This window comes from Microbulbifer sp. ABF4_148 (genome assembly GCF_056158985.1).
Map to the genome: position 1 here is coordinate 2,999,024 of NZ_JBSWUI010000001.1, position 18,601 is coordinate 3,017,624.

The window sequence follows — 18,601 nt, forward strand, 5'->3', positions numbered from 1 at the left end:
CAGGCGGATTCGGAACAGGTGGAAATCTAATCCGGCCCAATTGGCCGGGCGACAGTGAGGGCCAACCATGGAAACCAAACAAAACCTGACCGGCGAATTCGCAAGGCACCTGGATAGCGACAACAGCATCAACACCCAGGTTACCTACGATACGGTGCTCGCCACCCGCGACAAGGCCTGGGAGATGATCAGCAGCACCCTGTCGTTGCGCGAAGACATGCGCTGTGCCGATATTCACGAGTTCAATGACCTGAATGGCAAGCCCGTCGGCCGCATGCGGAACTTTACCGGGGATGAGTCCCCGGTGGACTGGATCATCCACTCCAACATCGGCACGCCGGAAAACACGTTTACCAATATCCACCTGACGATTTACCTGGAAGACAGTGTGGATGTGCCCCATCTGGGCATGGCCTTCGGCACCCTGCCCGATGCCTTCTTCTTTATCGACCCCATGCCGCGCTATGAGCCGCTCAGCTACCCGGATCACCTGCTGAAGTACCTGGCACCACTCAACGATACCTACATGGCTTTGCAGGCAGAACTGCATGAAGCCGGTATCAAGCCATTCAATGCGGCCATGCCGTTTATCCGTGGCTCTCTCTCGCCGGTGGCGCTGTGCGGCATCGTACCGCTCGATTTCTACAAGGAAAAAGTCGAGCCGAAGGTCCTCTCCTACGTGGAATACTGGCTCAAGCTGGTCCAGGCCGCACAGACGATCAACGATGACGCCACCCGCGCGCAGATCAAAGAACGCGACGTGCTGGTGCGCCGCAATATCGTGCATCTGGATCCGGCCAACCCCATTGCGGAACGCCTTGTGGGTAAAGACATGACCGAGCGCCTTATTCGTATTCTGTGCGCAGAGGAGCGCGAAGACTGAGCATGCATCAGCCGGCAAAACTGCGCTCTTTGCTCGCGTCCGGAGAAGTGCTCTCCGTACCGGGTATCTACGATGGCCTGAGTAGCCGGCTGGTCGACCTGGCGGGCTTCAAGGCCGCCTTTATCTCCGGTGCCTGCGTGTCCTTCGCCCGTTTCGGCCGGCCCGATATGGGTCTGGTCAGCGCTTCGGAAGTGGCGGACACGGTCGCCGTCATTCGAGAGCGAACGCCCCTGCCCCTGATCGTTGATATGGATACAGGCTTTGGCAATGCGTTGAATGTGCAGCGCACCGTGCGTACGTTTGAGCGAGCGGGTGCCTCTGCCCTGCAGATGGAAGACCAGTTAATGCCCAAACGCTGTGGACACATGGCGGGCAAACAGGTTATCAGCGCCGACGAAATGGTTGGCAAAATTCATGCAGCACTGGATGCCCGCGCCAGCGACGACACGCTGATTATTGCCCGCACCGACGCCCTCGGTGTGAATGGTTTTGAAGATGCACTCGAGCGCGCCGAGCGCTATCTGGAAGCCGGTGCCGACGCGCTGTTTGTCGAAGCACCCAAATCCATCGAGCAAATGCAACACATCGGGCAGCGGTTTGGCCAGCGCATACCACTGGTCCACAATCTGGTGGAGGGTGGCAATTCGCCCGTACAGAATGCGGCAGAGCTGGGCCCGCTGGGCTATCGCATCGCGTTGTTCCCCGCATCCCTTCTCCACCTGTTCGTGCCTGCCGCGCGCAGCCTGCTGAGCAGCCTGCAAGCCGACGGCGATGTCAGTGCACATCGTGCGCAGATGGTGGACCTGTCCGAAATCAACCGTCTGCTCGGCGCTGACGAATTACTCGCTGCAGGCGAGTCCTATCAACATGCGGAACCGGAAACTGCAGATGTCCAGTGAAATCCAGCTGCCCCACAGCAAACTCCCGGAGTTGCAGAACTATATCGATGGTCAACTCTGTACCCCTGCTGTCGACCGTGGAGAGCAATTGCGCGACGCCAATACCGGCGAAGCGATGCAGGAACGCAAAGGCTCCGATGCGGAACAGATCCATACCGCCTTGGAAGCCGCGCAGCGGGTACATCGCGACTTCAGCTGGGAAGAAACGCCACCGCACGAACGCGCAGACTATCTGGACCGTATCGCCGACGAACTCTCCTCAGACGATATTGCTGCAACCGTCAGCCACGCAGACAGCGTGACTTCCGGAGCCATTATTCGTACCACTCGCAAGATGGCCAAACTACTTCCGCTGGTTTTCCGCGGGGCGGCGGCCTATTTGCGCGAGGGCCATCTCGATCAGAAATTACCCGGTCCCTGCGGTGACGTCGAATACCTGCGCCGCCCCTGGGGACCGGCGCTGCTGATTGCCCCCTGGAACGGACCCACGGCAATCGGCTCACACAAAGTAGCCAGTGCCATCGCGGCCGGCGCACCGTGCATTCTCAAGCCTTCTGAATTCACGCCGCACTCTGCCGTAGTAATGGCGCAGGCGGCAGAGCGTGCCGGACTCCCGGCCGGGGTATTCCAGTTGACCCTGGGTAGCCGTCATAGCGCTGCCCTCATGGTAGAAGACCCACGTATCAAAGCCGTTTCGTTTACCGGCGGACTGACCGGCGGTCGCGCGATTGCCCGCGCCTGCGCCGACGACTTCGTACCCACCCAGCTGGAGCTTGGTGGCAACAATCAGCTGGTGGTGTTCGAGGATGCAGACCTGGATAAGGCCGCCACCGGAATTGCCTACGGCCTGACCAACCTGAATGGCCAGTGGTGTCGTGCGCTGGGCCGACTGATTGTGCATGAGTCCGTGGTTGATACACTGCTGGACAAGGTGCTCAGCATCCTGGCCGGTATTCGCCTTGGCCACTCCCTCGACGAAAACAGCGATATGGGGCCACTGGTGCACAAGGGCCACTATGACCAGGTTCTGAGTGACCTGGAGCGCCTGCGGTCACTGGGCGGCACCTTGCATCAGTCAACCAGTCTGCCTGACCTGCCCGGCTATTTCGTAGCCCCTACCCTGGTAACCGGTTGCGCACCCAGCGACACCCGCGAAGAAATTTTCGGCCCGGTAGCGCCGGTACATACCTTCAGCACAGACAGTGAAGCATTGGCCCTGGCAAATGGCACCGACCTGGGGCTGGCGGGCTATGTGTACAGTGAAAATACCGAGCGAGCCTTCACCTTCGCCCGTCGCATGCGTACCGGCGGGGTCAAGATCAACGGCTATAGCCTGCTCGCCATTGGCCAAGGCGCTCCACGCGGTGCCTGGGGTCTCTCCGGTCTCGGCGAGGAAGGCCACGCGCAGTCCATTGAATTCTTCACCGGCGCCCGTGTTGTGGGAATCTCTCCACAGGATCTGCTTGGCGGTCGATAAGCGGCTCACACAAAAAAGCCGACCGGTCGCAGGACCCGTCGGCTTTTTTATTACCTTCGATGTTGTCGCCTTCGAGTCTGATCGAGGGCAAAGCAGTGCGCCTGGGGTACCTCAGTCAATCAGGGCAATGGCTTCCGCCACCTGCGGCGTATCGATCTCAAGCAGGGCTTTCTTGTATCGGGGTGGCCCGAAACGCGGAACGTGCCCGTTCGACAGCCCCACTGGCTCCTTCGGCAACCCCATAAAATTGCTGTCGAGCTCACCATTACTGTTCTCGTCGTGGAACACACTAATGGCGTAGCTCCCGTAGGGCAGCGTCAGGCTCACCTCCACCTGACCCTGCTCCATTGTCGCCAACTCAACCTTCTGGCCATGGAAACGTTCCTCGCCGAGAAAAGTCTCCTTGGAGTCGTAGACCGAAACGTACAGCCAGCCCTCAGCAGATCCGATATTGCTGACAGTGAGGTTAATCACTGCCATCTCACCTTCGGCAGTTGATGCAGCACCTTCTTCCCCGTGAACCGGCATTAATACGCAGGCACTCAGCCCCAGCACCGAAAGCTTACGAATACTTGCATTGATAAAGTGCCTCATAACCAGATCTCCATTCCTGAAAGGATGTTTTCTCCCCCTGCTGGAGGGAAACTCAACATGGATAGCCCGGGTGAAGGGCTATTTATCAACTGTTACGCCGCCCATATCTGGACAGATCAATGCTTATCTCAAGCCGGCGAAATCTGTCGCAATATTCTTCTAAATCAGGACTCAGCTGCCTCAAGCTGCAGCTGTCGCCAGCGGTGGGCACGTCCCCCGGTCTCAATCCCGACGAGCTCCCCGGCCAATTGCCCGGCCCGCATCAGCCCGGGCAAATCGATATTGGTCTCGAACCCCATTTGCTGCAACATCATCACCACATCTTCCGTGGCAACATTGCCGGTTGCACCGGGTGCGAACGGACAGCCGCCGAGACCACCAACCGACGCATCGAATTTGCGAATCCCCGCTTCCAGCGCGGCATAGACGTTTGCCATCCCCATCGCGCGGGTGTCATGAAAATGACAGGTCAGCCGGTCCGCACCATACTCTTTCGCCAGGGCACCCATCAGGCTGTTCACTTGCGCGGGATTCGCCGCACCAATGGTGTCGGCAATATTCAATTCTACTGCACCCATGTCGAGCAATTGCCCACTGAGATCCAGAACCCGCTGCGGGTCGGTTGCCCCCTCAAACGGACAGGCCCAGGACACCGCGACGCAGACCTGGATATGCACGCCGTCTTCGCTGGCAACGCGGCAGATTTCCCTTGCCTGGGCCAGCGACCCGTCAATATCCAGTCGTACATTACGCTGATTCATGGTTTCAGAGGCACAAACCACCAGAACCATTGTTGAAGCGCCTGCTTCCCTGGCCAACTGGTAGCCCTTCATGTTGGGAATCAGCACCTGGTAATCGACCCCGGCATCTTCCGGTAGCGCAGCGAGCACCTCGGCGGTATTGGCCATGGCCGGCACCGCCCTGGGGGACACGAAGCTGCCGACCTCGACGGAGGAAACCCCGCTGTCGATCAACGCGTGGATCAGCTGGGTCCGCTGTTCGGGTGTCAGTATCACGGCCTGGTTCTGCAGGCCATCCCGCGGGCCTACATCATTAATCAGCACCTTATCGGTCATGCTCTTTCGTTCTCCGGCGTCTTAAACGATTGCCAGCGTGCCTCTGCCCGCCTTAGCCCGCGTCACCGCTTTCTTTCAGCGCATCAATGTCAGCCTGGGTGTAGCCACACAGGCTACTCAGGACTTCATCGGTATGCTGTCCAATATGCGGCGCCGCAGAGAAGCTGTCCTCATGAGTGCGAGACAGCTTGATGGGATTACCCGGTGCTTTGGTGGTTTTTCCGTCGGGATGCGCGATCTCCACGACCATGTTGCGATGCAGGACCTGCGGATCATTCAGCGCACGCTCAAAATTATTAATGGGTGCACAGGGAATACGCTTCTCTTCCAGCTGTGCCAGCCAGGCATCGGACGTATCCGTGGCAAAGACTTCGCCGAGACGGCGATCAATAAAGTCCTTATCGGCGTAGCGGCCTGGCTGACCATCGTATTTCGGATCGTCAAACTCCGGCACTTTCACCACTTCCTTCAGGTTCTGCCAGAAATTGTCGGTGATGACCGCAATGATCAGGAAACCATCGGCGGTGGCGTAGCTGTTATAGGGTACATGCACAAAATGCGCGTTGCCGATCGGGAACGGATTCTTGCCGCTGAGGAAGTGCATTGTGGCCATGTAGTTCAGCATGGAAATCTGGCAATCCACCATGGAGATATCCACGTGCTGCCCTTTGCCGCTGCTGGCACGTTCTGCAATGGCCGCGAGAATGCCCATCACCGCAAACATGCCGCCGCCCAGATCCCCAATGGGTATACCGGCACGTACCGGATTAGCGGGGTCATCTCCGGTAATCGACATACCGCCCCCATAGGCCTGCGCGACCTGATCGAAGGCCGGGCGCTTGGCACCAGGGCCATCCGAACCAAACCCGGACACCGTGCAGGTAATAACGCGCGGATTGATGGCACTGAGCGTGTCGTAGTCAATACCCAAGCGCTGCGGCACACCGGGGCCAAAGTTGCTGATGACCACGTCCGCTTCCTTCACCAGGTCATAAAAAACCTGACGGCCGCGCTCACTCTTCAGATTCAGTGCCACACTGCGCTTGTTGCGGTTCAGCGTGAGATAGTAGGCCCCAAAGCCGTCGAGGGAATTCTCCGGATCCGTCGCCAACAGCTTGCGTGTGCCCTCACCCGCCAGCGGCTCCACCTTGATCATATCCGCCCCCAGATCGGCGAGAATCATCGCGCCATAGGGGCCAGAGAGCATGTGCGTCAGATCCAGGATACGAATTCCGTTCAACGCCTTTTGCATTGGGCTACCTCCAGTGAAATAACAAAACTTTTCTCTTACAGTCCGTGCTCAGCCAGCGGACCAGATACATCATTAGCATCCGAGACTCACTGCCACTGAGCACACATCCTCTACGAGCTTAAAACTCTTCCAGCAGGCGCCCTTTGCCAGTGATCCGGTCCTGAATGCCACAGGCTCGCAAGGCATGCCAGACGGTCGCGATATTGATGGGGATCAACGGCTTTTGCAGGCAGTGCTCGAGCGTTGGGAAGATATCCAGAGTAGAAAGGTTGGTTCCGCACTGAATAATTGCGTCAACATCATCCCCGTCGATCTCTCGAACGGCATCAAGCACAGACTGGATTCGAGTTTCGGCAATGGCGGTCGCAGAAGGACGATTCAGGCCTTTGACCTTGACGACCTCAAAACCGATATCACCGAAGAAGCGACGCACGTTATCGTCGCCGACCTGCGGGTAAGGGGTAACAACGGAAATCCGCTTGGCACCAAAACAGTCGAGCGCATCCTTGGTGGCGCCTGCCCCGGTAGTCAGGCCGAGGTCACCAATCTGCCCCTCGATATCCCGCTCAAAGGCAATATTGCCTTCCAGGCCGCCCCAGAAAGTTTCTGCGGACATACCCAGCATGATGTGGCTGACCTTTGCAGACATGACATTACGCAGGGAGGTGGGGATTTCACCTCGCATGATCTCCAGAAAGCGCTCGAAAACGGTGTTTTCATCGTCTCCACTACGCTCCATTTCATCGGCCCAGTTGCGCAGCTCGATCCAGAAACGCGATGGATGCCAGGTAACCCCGTCAATGTTCAGCTGCTGGAGGTCATACTCCACACCGGTATTGGTGGAGGGGATGATGACGCCGATCTGTGCCCGACGCGCAATCTGATAGTTGTCCATGGTAACTCCGCCTGTTATCAGAAGGAGTTATACCGGCCCACCGGGCCGGCGAGGATGACAATAGTCAAGAATTTGTGGTGGCTGCGTAAGCTGGCTCAGAGGCCGTTTGGCCCGGCATGCGGTCTTCAGGGGTCAACTCTTCGGTGTCCTCTTCCGCGCGTGGCTTGCGAATGGAGAAAGCCAGCAGTAACAGCAGCCCCATCATCGCGGCGCCGGCATAATACGGCGCATGGGTGCCGATCCCGGAGAAAATGGCTCCGGTTAACCCGGTACCGACACCGCGCCCCAGTGTTCCCAGGGCGTTGTAGACCCCCATCACCGATCCCCGGTTTTCCGGCGACGCCTCTTTGGACGTCAGGGAGTGCATGGGGGTCAACACCAGGGCCGCGCCGATCGCCTGTCCCATCAGAGCCGATGCCACGCCGACCACACTGGACATGGCGCCCGCCACTGTGACGAGCAGTACCGACACCCCGAAAATCACACTGCCCGCTCGCATCAAGCGGCGCTCACCAAACTTTCGAGACAACGGACCAATCAGCCCCCCCTGCATAACCACCATGGCAATACCGGCAGCGAGTAACACCGGCACCAGATCTTTTGGCCCATGAGCCACGCCAGTGGCATCTGCCCAGATAGGAAATACCGATTCGACGAAGCCCGCAGCCAGGTTGTAAACCAATACCGATACCAGCAAAAACATCAGGTTGCGCCGCGCGAACATCCAGCCCAGTAAATCCCTGACCGATTGCCCTTCACGACTCTCACTGGTTCTCGGCTGGGTAAGGCTCTCTTTCAGGAAGAACACCACGACCAGTAATGCCGCGGTCGAAAGCCCTGCAGAAACCATGGCAGGCAACTGCAGGTTGGCATCGGCAAAGCTGTCGCCGGCCAGATAGCCGCCGAGCGCCGGACCCAGGATAAAGCTGAGCCCAAACGCCGCACCCAACATGCCCATGGCCTTGGCCCGATCCTCCTCGGTAGTAACGTCCGCAACATACGCCTGGGCGACGGAAATGTTGCCTGCCATGGTCCCGCTAAACAGGCGTGACAACGCCACCATCCACACTGCGGTAGCAAAACCCAGGAACGCATAGCCCACTACGGCGCCAGCAAGACTCACAACCAGGATCGGCTTGCGCCCATAGCGGTCGCTCAGGCGCCCCCAGATCGGGGTAGAGAAAAACATGCCTACAACATAGAGCGCCATGCAGAACGTGGCCATGGCAGGGCTGGCTCCCAGCTGCAACGCGTAATAGGCCAGGATCGGTAACATGATGGCAAAACCCACCATGTCCAACAGCACCACCAATACAGCGATATACATTCTCTATTGCACTCCCGCGACTGCCCAATGACTTGCTACTGGAACTCAGTGCTCCTCGAACAGCCAACCCATGTTGTCGACTTTGTCGTGGACACCGCAGCTGCGTAGCGCATGCCAGCAAGTCGCTACGTTGATCGGCAGCACCGGCTTCTGCAGCATTTTCTCCATGGCCGGGAATACGCCCACAGTCGAGAGATTGGTACCCACCTGCACGATGGCATCGACGTCGTCACCATCGATCTCGCGCACGATGTCCAGGATCTGCGGTTCCGGCACCAGCGCGATCGCGTCGTGGGCATTGGCACAACGCAGACCCACAAGATGTTTGATCTTGTAGCCGGCGTCCTCAAAAAACAGTCGTACGTTCTTGTCCCCTACCGGCTGGTAAGGTGTGATGATGGAGAGGGTTTTGCCACTCTTCTCCGGCACTCCCAGTGCCTCTAACGCAGAGATCACCGCATTGGCACCGGTAGTCAGTCCGGTATCGTGGCCAACCATTTCCTGAATGCGATCCACGAAGCCATCGTTACCCTTGATGCCGCCCCAGAATGTCTCCGCAGACATCCCCATCATCACGTGATCCGGCTTGCACGTCATCAGACTCTCGATCGAATCGCCAATGGTTTCCCGCAGACGTTCCAGGAAGCGCATAAAATTCGCATCATCGCTCAGGTCAGGATGATCGATCATAAAACGGGTGGTATGCCAGGTAACGCCACGCGGCAAAATGCGCTGGCAATCGTATTCCACCGAAGTATTGGTGGAGGGAATCACCACACCGATTTTCGCGCGGTGACCAATGTAATTGTCCCGATGCCCATTGGTCACCTGAGAGCGCTCACGGGTCTTCGACAGGTCGATATGTTGTGGAAAATCCATGGTGGAATCCTCGTCTGTTATTGGGCAAGGCGAATGCCGGCGGGCCAGGCGCCCGCCATAGGTTCAGGCGACCTTCAGGCTTTCGCGCACGCAGTTGATCATTGAACGCTCGAGCAGGAATTCGCGCGCTTTGTGCGGATCGGAAGCGGACTCCATCAACATTTCCTGGCGCTTACGCTGCACTTCCGGGTCCCGTGCTTCCATCAGTTTCTTGTTCTGGATGGTGTGGTTCTGCACAAACTGCACTGCCAGTTCACGACGCTGCCGGTCGTAGAGTTCAAAGGCCTGCTGTGCATCGGCTCCGCGCAAAATGACCTGCTCCAGTTTCTCGGCCAAATTAAACGCATCGTGTAGCCCGCCATTCATTCCCATACCACCAAGGGGATTGTTGATATGGCAGGCATCGCCGATCAGGAGCACACGCCCCTTGAAATAGGTTTCTGCCACCCGTTGGTTCACGGCATAGATACTGCGGTGGTGAATATCGTAATCTTCTTCGCGATGGTAGAGCCGCTTCAGCCGCGACTGGACAAACTCGTCCGAGAGGTACTTGTCCTCGTCTTCCGCATTCTCCGGGAAAACCGGCACCAGTACCCGCCAGAGCTTGTCGGTACGCAATACCACGCACCACTCCTCCGGGTCGGAGACATAATTCACGTAGGAGAAATCGTCGAACACCTCTTCAAACGGGAAGCTGGTGCTGACCACGAGGAACTTCTCGTTGTAGGTGAAGCCCATGTAGCCAATGTTCGAAGCCTTGCGCACACAACTGCGTGCTCCTTCAGAACCCACCAGATAACGACCACGAATACGCTCCTCGCCTCGGTCGGTACGGACTACCGCAGTTACGCCGGAGGCATCCTGGGTGTAGTGCACCAGCTGGGTACCAAAACGGACCTCCGCACACGGATACTCCCGCAGTGCATCGCAAATAAAATGGGTCAGTTCATACTGCTCGAGTTGCAGCCGGAACGGAAAACGGGTCTCATCGGCGATTAGAGACATATCGAAAGTCGCCACTTCGCCGGTGCTCCGGTCGCGGTACTGGTAACGGTCGGCTTTGAGCCCCTTTTCCAGCATGCGCTCGATTACCTGCTCGTCCAGGTCAGCAATCATCTCCAGCGATGGCGGATGAAAGGTCGATGCCCGCAAGTCGATCGGCAGGCTCGCACATTTTTCCAGGAGCATAACGGGTATGCCGTTCTTTGCCAGGGAAAGCGCCAGCACGCAGCCGCTCGGGCCTGCTCCGGCAATAATAACGGGGTCCATTGCTACTCGTGGCTTACTCTGTGTCACTCTGTCACCTGCACTTCTATTGCTTCTTGTGTTGCCGGCTGGTCCAGCATGGCCAGCACTTCCGCCAGCGACATGACATCGGCGTATTTGGCATGCATATCAAATAGGTTGGCCTCATGCGCGTCGGGGTTTCGATCACCGACCGCTTCCCGCGGCACGATCACCGGATACTCATACTGAAGCCCGTCGACGACCGTCGCGCGCACACAGCCGCTGGTGGTCAACCCGGTCACGACCAGGGAATCAACACCTTGCGCCTGCAGATAGTCATGGAGCTTCGTGCCATGAAAACTGCTCGCCCACTGTTTTTCGAACACAGGCTCTCCGTTCACGGGCGCCAGTCGCGGGTCAATTTGTACCCACGGCGAGTCAGGGGTCAGCACATTGAGATGCTCGATGCGGCTGCGAAACACTCTTGCCTGGTCCGGCCTGTGGTACACAACGGTGGTGAAGACGGCTGGTAGATCACGTGCGCGAAACGCATCGAGCAGAACACGATTCGCCGCGACCACCTCCGGGCAGTCCGTGCCGAGCGGGCACTCCGAACTGGTAAACCCTTTCACCATATCCACCAGCAACAGGGCCGGCTTGGTACCCAGCCCGAGGCTCTTGCGCTTGAGGTTCATTGTCTGTTTCCCCACTTCTCGACGTCACCGAACGTCAGCTGGCTGTTATTGTTGTTTGGTTGCGCACACGGGTCGCATAAAAAGTCTTGAGCAAATCGGCCACTTCCCGTGCGTGATAATCGCAAACATAAGTGCCGGCACTCCCCTGCAGCTGGCCCAGGGTGCCTTTTCGCAACAGGTTCACCGCCGGCATCACCGCGGTCTGTAGCGCATCCCTATCACCTGCAAAGACCAGCGCCGGGCAGTCGATCGACACCAGTTGCCCCGCCATATCATGTGCGACCACTGCATCGTAGGACCCCTGGTAATATTCGCCGCAGGCAAATGCAGAAAGCGCTTCGCGCACACTCAAATCGAGCCCGGCATCACTATCCTTTGCACGCAAGCGCGCCCACATGGCCAACCAGTGTTCGCCGGAATCTTCCAGCGGAATAGGCGCCGCCGCTTTGGGCAATTGCTCGCGCTGTGTCTCGTTCAGTAGCGGCGGCCCACTCAAACCCAGTGCACCGACGGCATCGGGATAGTCGTAGGCCATCTGCACGGCGATGGATGCTCCCGTGTGGTGACCGAAGACCAGCGTGGGATGCCCGAAACTTGCAGCAACCGCCTCGAAAATTTCCTGTGCCAGCGCAGCAATGCTGATCGGTACCGCCAGCGGGTCGCTATTGCCAAAACCCGGGGTATCTACGGCAACCACATAGAACGCATCGGCCAGTAAGGGCATCAGCCGCTCATACATTGCCGAGGAGCTCGGTGTTTGATGCAGCAGCAGCATGAGAGGCTGCGAATTCTGGCCGCATACCCGGTAATGCAGCTGCCCTCCCCCGCTGTGCAGGTAGCCCCGTAAAACGGCCTTACTGCTGCCCTTCAGCGTTTGTTCCGTCACCGTGGTAACTGCCCGACATCGGCACTGATCCACTTGATCTCGGTAAACTCTTCAGTGCTGTAGTGACCACCACTGCGGCCGATTCCCGACAAGCCAACGCCACCAATTGGCGCGAGCGCATTACTCTGGAAGGAGTGCATACCAATATGCACAGCGCCAGAAGCGAGCTGGCGTGCGGCGTGTAAACCCCATTGCAGGTTATGGGTCAGGACTGCCGCAGAGAGACCGTAGTCACTGTCGTTGGCAAGCTCGATCGCGTGATCGAGGTCGTTCGCTGCCATCACACTCGTCACCGGGCCGAAACTTTCTTCGCGCCAGGCGGTGCTATCCCGGGGGGGATCCAGCAGCACGGTTGGCTGGACTACCAGCCCTTGTTTGATTTCGCCACCGGTGAGCAGCGAGGCACCACCGTTGACCGCATCGCGCACATGCTCGAGTACCTTCTCCACCGCGCGTGCATTAATCAGCGGACCGAAAGCGGTGCGCTCGTCGCGCAGGTCGCCCAACACCAGGGATTCCGCTTCGGCTTTCAATGCGGCAATAAATTCAGAATGAATTTCCTTGGCCACAACGATACGGGAGTTGGCCATGCAGATTTGGCCCGCATGGGTAAAGATACCCTGCGCCGCGATTTTGGCGGCTTCCCGGGGGTCCGCGTCAGCCAATACCAGCAACGCACTCTTGCCACCCAGCTCGAGCTGCATGCGGCACATTTTCTTCAACGCAGACTGGCCGACCGCGATCCCGGTATTGGTAGAACCGGTCAGCGCGATACCACGTACGTCGGGATGGTCGACCAGCGCTGCACCGCACTCGGCGCCAAATCCGGTGACCACATTAAACGCGTTCGCCGGAATTCCGGCCTCCCAGAGAAGATCGGCAAATGCCAATGCCGTCAGCGGTGTCTCCTCCGACGGCTTGACCACCAGGCTGTTGCCCGCGGCCAAGGGAAAAGCACACATTTTTGCCAGCAGCGAGAGCGGTGCGTTGTAGGGAGACACCACCCCGACAATGCCCAACGGCTCACGGATCACGAAAGAAAGGCGTTTGGGATCATCATTGGGAAAGGTTTCCCCATATAGACGACGGGCCTCGCCGGCAGCAGTACGCAACAGGTCGACGGTGTAGGCGATTTCGCCGCGCGCCTTGGTAATGGTCGAACCGCTTTCGTCTATCAGGTTATCCAGAAAACGCGCCTGTCCTTCCCGCTCAACCAGCTCTGCTGCACGCAACAGTGCTGCTTCGCGCTCTGCTGGCCGCAGGCGATACCACTCCGTAAAACCCTCGCTTGCGCAGGCAACTGCCTGGTGAATATCCTCGGCTGTCGCGCGTGGCACGCGGGCGATTTCATCACCGGTCGCGGGCGACAGGACAGAAAAGCTTGCGCCACTGGAGGCCGGGCGGTGCTCACCACCGATGCGCATCAACTGCTCGAGCATGGTTTCTCCGAATTCATTCTGGCTGGGCACGGTAAGGAGAGGCCTGGCAGTACATGTCTGACTGCCAGGCCATCAATCAGGCTTTGGAATCAGCAACGCCGAACAGACTCTGCTCAGCCCCTTCGATTTCCATTTGCGCGGCCATCAGGCGGCCGCGCTCGGCGGGGAACGCCTGCACAATGCCCATGGTGAGCTCACGCAGGAACCGGGCAGGATCTCCCATGGTTCCCGAGGTACCACTCGCCTTCAGCGCGTTGGCAGCGATATTGAATCCGCATTCGGCCACCACGCCTTTGCACAAGCGCCATTGCTTGACGACTTCGTGCTTCGAAGCAATCGGTGGCTCACTGGTTTCCAACTGCAGTTGTCGACGCAGCCAAAGCAAAGAGGTTTGCAGGTCCACCATCATTTTGCTGATCAGCTCCTGCTGATAAGGCGCAGTGCCGATCGGCTTGCCGCTATCGGCAAACTTCTTCTCCGTCAGGTGACGCAGAACATTCTGGTAGGCCGTCTGTGCCGCACCCGCGTAGCCACAAACCGCAGCCATCTGGTTACCCACAAAACTGCCGCGACTCATCTGCATACAACGGGTAAATGCACCGGGAATCGCCAGCGCCTGATCGTCCGGCACAAAGTAGTTTTCCAGCACGATGCCACCGGAACTGGTACCGCGCATTCCAATCGCATCCCACGGCGCCCGCGGCTTCACCCCTTCCCCATCGCGATCGACAAAGAAGGTGCACAGCCCTTCCGCCGTGTCGTAGCCTTCGAGGCTGGCGGTCACCAGATACTGATCCGCGATCCCCGTGCCCGTACCAAATGATTTGACGCCGTTCAGCAGGTAGCCCCCGTCGACTTTCCTGGCTTCCGTGCTAATGGTCACGGCAGCCTTTTCAGACTTGACGGATTCGCTCGCAAAATTGGCAAACCACTTGCCATCGCGCCCCATGCTATACAGCACCTTCTCGGCGAAGTTGCGCACAATGGGCGCCTCTTCGTCATTAAACAGGCCGTTTTCCAGGGCTTCCATTGCCAGCAGGCCGCGAGATGCGGCACTGCAGTGGAAGAAAAATGCCAGTGCAGTAGAGGGACAAGCGGAACCAATCGCAAAGCAGGCCGCGGACAGATCGCGCAGACCGCCACCCAGCCCGCCGTAACTGGTGGGGATGACAAGGCCCAGCAAGCCCGCTTCGCTGAATCGCTTCACGTGGGGCATATGGAACTCAGCATTCGCATCAACTTCCCTGGCGGCATCGCGCACCGCAGGCAAAACTGACTCCACGACTTCGGCGCGTGCGCGCTCGGCATCGTTCATATCTTCTAGCAGGACTGCTCCAGTCAAAGACATGGTGTCACCTCCCTCTCTCACAATATTCTTATAAACGCGAAGCGCGTCCTCAGGCCGATGTTCTCAGCAGCTTCCGCAGTGCTTCACTGCGCTCCGGACCAATCAGCCCGCCGACCTGATCCCAAACCTTGTCGACATTCGGATCAAAAATAATGGCGCGGTTTCGCGCATCCCGTGTCGCCAGGGCTTCGCTATCGATTCCTTCAACCGCCGCTTCACTCAGGCCGCTTTCCAGCAGCGCGAACCAGTGCGACTGATAGGCCTCCACCGTGGTTTCGATATTGGTAAACGCCGCTTCATCAGCGCGGTTGGCAAGCATCCACGGCGACATAATGGCCAGCTGACGCGGGTCGAGTAGTGCCGGGCTCAACCCCTCGATCGCACGACCGGCTTTACACGCCTCAGATAGCGGAGTGAACACCTCATCCATGTAGGCCAGGTTGGCTCCCAGATCGACACGGGGAATCAAATCCAGGTGAAACGCCCAGTGGCCTTGCGCACCAACAGAGTCGAGCGTGAAATGCGGCACTGGACTCTCACTTGGGGTGAAGGCAAACAACATGTGAGAATCAATACCAATCTGCGGCACCACGATCGAACAGGTCACCATCTGCGCCAGGGGACCGCCCTTGTACACGCGAACCTCGCCCACACTGCCCGGAAACGCCGGAACCTGACTTTCCAACGGCATATAGGGGCCGCCGTCAGCAGCATTCACTTCCGTGAGCGCAAGTGCTTCGATCACTCTGTCCCGGGTCTTTTCAAACAGCGCCCTGGGCATAGATGCATTTGGTGAAGACTCCGCAGACATAACGACCTCCAATGTTGATTACTGTGACTATGAATGGAATTTTCGGGAAAGTAGCGATTCGCCTCATTGATATATCTCAATAAGGCGAACGGACATTAATGTGCGGTAATCGAACCGCATAGTTTCCACGGCCGGTTGGCGACCAGATCGGTATTTCTGGAAACTTCTTTGTTGGCTGCACACGCAGGATACAGAGTGACCGGCAACAACTGCTCACCAGCAGCCAGCTGGAGCCATTCCGGCTGACTCAACAGCCCATCAAACGGGCGCTCTTTCCACTCGGTCATGACCGTAAAATCCCGCTGCAAAGCCGTTGCAAACCCCTGCCCCAGCTCAGACCCAATCGCCGCCGCCAACAGATTGATACGGTTCTCTGCCGAACGCTCGAGCAAGCCGGTCTTCAATTCCCAGGCTTCGAGCGGCTCAAGCGGAACCACCGCAGAATCCACACCGGCCAGTGCCAGCAGACGGAATGTTTCGGGGTAGACACTATCGTCAGACGTCACCAGCGCGACGCGACCGAACGGAAGCTCGATCGACTCGAATTGATCGGCAGGCGCCGACCAGGCAAATCGTTCACTGTGATGGACCTGCGTCTGGGAGAAAACGATGCCTTCACCGCCAATCAATACCGCGCAATAGCGGGCCTGCCCATCCGCTTCGCGCAGCGGCATTGCCGTCGCCACGTACGCATCATTGCCACACGCCTCGCTAATCCGCGCAACAGCTTGCTGTGAAAACGCTATCGAGGCCGCGAGGTCTGCAGAAATCTCAGCCGCACCAAGCAACGGCGGCAACGCCACCAGTTTGGCACCCCCACCAATTGCATCGCGCACCAGAGCCACCGACGATGCCAGGCCGGCTTCCCCTGTCGCCTGCGGGTCGGCTACTGCAGCGCCAAACGATGCGGTTTCACTCCAGGCTGGATACGTCTGGGATGCCGGATCCTCGCTGATCGGCGCATACAGCCCAGGTCGGCGACTGGCAAAAATATCCGTGCCGTCGACACGACGCTTGTCATTCGCCTGTGCAGGCTCAATATCCGCAAACACAACTTCTTCTTCATCAGTGGAAGCACAGGCCAGCACGGTGCCGTCCGGTGCGACAATCTGACTCTCCCCTGCCCCGTGCAGGAATTTCTGCGGAATCCCGGTCGCTTCACTGACCGGCACCAAAAGCGGTTCAGGCACCAGCGGGCCGACTTTATTGGCAGCCACAATAAACACTCGGTTTTCCGGCGCACGCACCGGTACATGCAGGGAACCTTCGTCGCTGGCAAAAGAGTTGAGGCTATTACAGAGAATCTGCGCACCACGCAGCGCAAGTGTGCGGGGTGGCTCGTTGATCACACCGTCCATACAACTGTACAGACCAATGCGGCCGAGCGGTGTCTCCACGACCGGCCCCGGCGCGGTCGCAGGCTTCAGAAAGTCGTTTTCATGGCCAATGTAGATTTGCTTGGTGTTATCCGCGACCAGCTCCCCGCTGTCCGAGTACAACAAGCTGGAACCGGTGATGCTGCCATCGTCGCGCAAAACGGTACAGTTGATCGCCACATACACACCCAACGTCTTCGCTTTTTCGGCGACTGCCGCCAGAAATGGGCCATCGAGCGTGACGGAAACCGCTGCACAATGCTCTGCGCTGTCGTACCAGGAGAGGTGATTACAAAACTCCGGTAGAACGACCAGATCCGGCTGCACCGCCGCCGCGCGATTCAGCATCCTCAGGGTATTGTGAAGATTCTGCTCCACATCTGTACCGACATGGAATTGCACCGCCGCAACACGAATTGATTGCTTACTCATAGAATACCCACCTCCAGACTACTGCCTCTTAAAACGAATAGATTTCAAATGCCGACCAAGGGAAATCAAGCGGGGCTCGATTCCAGCTTGGCGAAAAGATCCCGCTTGTTAAATCCTGCAGTGAGGAAGCGCCACAGCACTTTGCCGCCCGTCAGCCAGGCGACGCGCGCGCCGGATTTTTGTGTTTTCAGCACACCGTCCACCAGGTAAGGCGTGACGGTTTCAACGTGATCACCGAGAATATTGAAAATTTTCTGAACCCGCTGCCATTCGGGGGATGACTGATCATAGTCACCGATGAGCAAGTCCGTCACCACGATACCCGGGCTCAGACCGTTGACCTGTACACCCGTACCCTTCACTTCTTTTTGCAACGCCTTGTTGATGTAGCGCAATGCACGCTTGGTCGCACCATAGGCAACCATCCCCTTTTGCGCCTCGCCGCCACTGCCGAAACCTTCCATATTCCAGAGCTGTCCGGAATCCTGTTTCAACATTCCTGCCAACGCGACTTTGCTGGCGAGCAGTAAGCCAGTGACATTGGTGTCGACAATGGCGTGTAACTTTTGCGCATCCTGCTCCGCGAGCGGCTTAGTGGGTATACTCATCCCCGCATTGTTGATCCAGATATCGACCGTTCCGTGGGCTTTCGCACAGTCCCACAATGCCTGCAGGTCTTGCTCAGACGTCACTTCACAACGGACGCCATCAACCGCATCCTGCCCGAACTGGCCGCGCAGGTCCGCGACAACTTCGTCAACCTTTTCCGAGGATCGACCACTGATAATGACCCTGCAACCGCGCTTCAAAAAATTCTCGGCAAGTCCACGACCAATACCGCGGGTACTCCCTGTGATAACAACCGTTTTCATAGAAAAAGCTCCTGATGATGACTGCCTGCAATCGCCAAGGTACTCGTCAGCTTCGCAAGCGCTAGCGGCGTTCCGCGTTGATTATTCTTTTTGCAAATTTACCGACTCGACACAAAATGGCCGCATAACCGGTTTTTCGCGTTCAACGTATTTCAGGCCGAATACCGCGGACGACGAGATCCGGCGACGCGGGTAGTTGGCATAGCCAATTTGCGTTATTGTTATACCATTAT

The 18,601-nt window shown here is 58.0% G+C and carries 17 protein-coding genes; 3 read left to right on the forward strand and 14 right to left on the reverse strand.

Translation table 11 applies throughout. The features are described from left to right. The first annotated feature begins 67 nt into the window (after window positions 1-67). Genes ACXAD0_RS13125 through ACXAD0_RS13135 form a run of 3 tightly spaced genes read left to right on the forward strand, consistent with a single transcriptional unit; the run spans window position 68 to window position 3,259 of the window. Complete coding sequence (locus tag ACXAD0_RS13125; protein WP_475088937.1) at window positions 68-883, forward strand: hypothetical protein; 816 nt, start codon at window positions 68-70, stop codon at window positions 881-883. A gap of 2 nt (window positions 884-885) precedes the next feature. Next, window positions 886-1,782, forward strand: coding sequence for an isocitrate lyase/PEP mutase family protein (locus ACXAD0_RS13130; RefSeq protein ID WP_475088938.1), 897 nt, complete (start codon window positions 886-888; stop codon window positions 1,780-1,782). After that, window positions 1,772-3,259, forward strand: a complete 1,488-nt coding sequence (locus tag ACXAD0_RS13135; RefSeq protein ID WP_475088940.1) for an aldehyde dehydrogenase family protein — start codon at window positions 1,772-1,774, stop codon at window positions 3,257-3,259. The genes ACXAD0_RS13130 and ACXAD0_RS13135 overlap by 11 nt, the downstream gene beginning before the upstream one ends. Before the next feature lie 111 nt (window positions 3,260-3,370). Here the strand turns inward: ACXAD0_RS13135 and ACXAD0_RS13140 are convergent, their stop codons facing one another. The 14 genes from ACXAD0_RS13140 to ACXAD0_RS13205 all read right to left on the reverse strand — a co-directional run bounded on the left by ACXAD0_RS13140 (window position 3,371) and on the right by ACXAD0_RS13205 (window position 18,368). Next, complete coding sequence (locus ACXAD0_RS13140; protein ID WP_475088942.1) at window positions 3,371-3,853, reverse strand: DUF2141 domain-containing protein; 483 nt, start codon at window positions 3,851-3,853, stop codon at window positions 3,371-3,373. A gap of 164 nt (window positions 3,854-4,017) precedes the next feature. Next, complete coding sequence (locus ACXAD0_RS13145) at window positions 4,018-4,929, reverse strand: hydroxymethylglutaryl-CoA lyase (RefSeq protein ID WP_475088943.1); 912 nt, start codon at window positions 4,927-4,929, stop codon at window positions 4,018-4,020. Window positions 4,930-4,981: 52 nt separating this feature from the next. Next, window positions 4,982-6,181, reverse strand: coding sequence for a CaiB/BaiF CoA transferase family protein (locus tag ACXAD0_RS13150; protein WP_475088945.1), 1,200 nt, complete (start codon window positions 6,179-6,181; stop codon window positions 4,982-4,984). Window positions 6,182-6,299: 118 nt separating this feature from the next. Beyond that, window positions 6,300-7,076: a maleate cis-trans isomerase family protein gene (locus ACXAD0_RS13155; RefSeq protein ID WP_475088947.1), complete on the reverse strand. Its 777-nt coding sequence runs from the start codon at window positions 7,074-7,076 to the stop codon at window positions 6,300-6,302. Window positions 7,077-7,140: 64 nt separating this feature from the next. After that, a complete protein-coding gene (locus ACXAD0_RS13160; RefSeq protein WP_475088948.1) occupies window positions 7,141-8,403 on the reverse strand; it encodes an MFS transporter in 1,263 nt (420 codons plus the stop codon). 45 nt (window positions 8,404-8,448) lie between these two features. Continuing rightward, complete coding sequence (locus ACXAD0_RS13165; protein WP_475088950.1) at window positions 8,449-9,282, reverse strand: maleate cis-trans isomerase family protein; 834 nt, start codon at window positions 9,280-9,282, stop codon at window positions 8,449-8,451. A 63-nt stretch (window positions 9,283-9,345) separates the two neighbouring features. Then, window positions 9,346-10,551 carry an FAD-dependent oxidoreductase gene (locus tag ACXAD0_RS13170; RefSeq protein ID WP_475088951.1) on the reverse strand — a complete coding sequence of 402 codons (1,206 nt, stop codon included), beginning with the start codon at window positions 10,549-10,551 and terminating at the stop codon, window positions 9,346-9,348. A gap of 23 nt (window positions 10,552-10,574) precedes the next feature. Beyond that, the gene (locus ACXAD0_RS13175) at window positions 10,575-11,204 is read right to left on the reverse strand and encodes an isochorismatase family protein (protein ID WP_475088952.1); all 630 of its coding nucleotides are present in this window, start codon (window positions 11,202-11,204) and stop codon (window positions 10,575-10,577) included. 34 nt (window positions 11,205-11,238) lie between these two features. After that, window positions 11,239-12,090, reverse strand: coding sequence for an alpha/beta fold hydrolase (locus ACXAD0_RS13180; RefSeq protein ID WP_475088953.1), 852 nt, complete (start codon window positions 12,088-12,090; stop codon window positions 11,239-11,241). Next, window positions 12,087-13,529 carry an aldehyde dehydrogenase family protein gene (locus tag ACXAD0_RS13185; RefSeq protein ID WP_475088954.1) on the reverse strand — a complete coding sequence of 481 codons (1,443 nt, stop codon included), beginning with the start codon at window positions 13,527-13,529 and terminating at the stop codon, window positions 12,087-12,089. The genes ACXAD0_RS13180 and ACXAD0_RS13185 overlap by 4 nt, the downstream gene beginning before the upstream one ends. 76 nt (window positions 13,530-13,605) lie before the next feature. Continuing rightward, window positions 13,606-14,877, reverse strand: a complete 1,272-nt coding sequence (locus ACXAD0_RS13190) for an acyl-CoA dehydrogenase family protein (RefSeq protein ID WP_475088956.1) — start codon at window positions 14,875-14,877, stop codon at window positions 13,606-13,608. 49 nt (window positions 14,878-14,926) lie between these two features. After that, entirely contained in the window at window positions 14,927-15,688 is a 762-nt protein-coding gene (locus ACXAD0_RS13195) for a hypothetical protein (protein WP_475088957.1), read from the reverse strand. 95 nt (window positions 15,689-15,783) lie between these two features. After that, a complete protein-coding gene (locus ACXAD0_RS13200) occupies window positions 15,784-17,496 on the reverse strand; it encodes a nitrilase-related carbon-nitrogen hydrolase (protein ID WP_475088959.1) in 1,713 nt (570 codons plus the stop codon). A gap of 65 nt (window positions 17,497-17,561) precedes the next feature. Next, window positions 17,562-18,368 carry an SDR family NAD(P)-dependent oxidoreductase gene (locus ACXAD0_RS13205; protein WP_475088960.1) on the reverse strand — a complete coding sequence of 269 codons (807 nt, stop codon included), beginning with the start codon at window positions 18,366-18,368 and terminating at the stop codon, window positions 17,562-17,564. Between the last annotated feature and the right edge of the window lie 233 nt (window positions 18,369-18,601).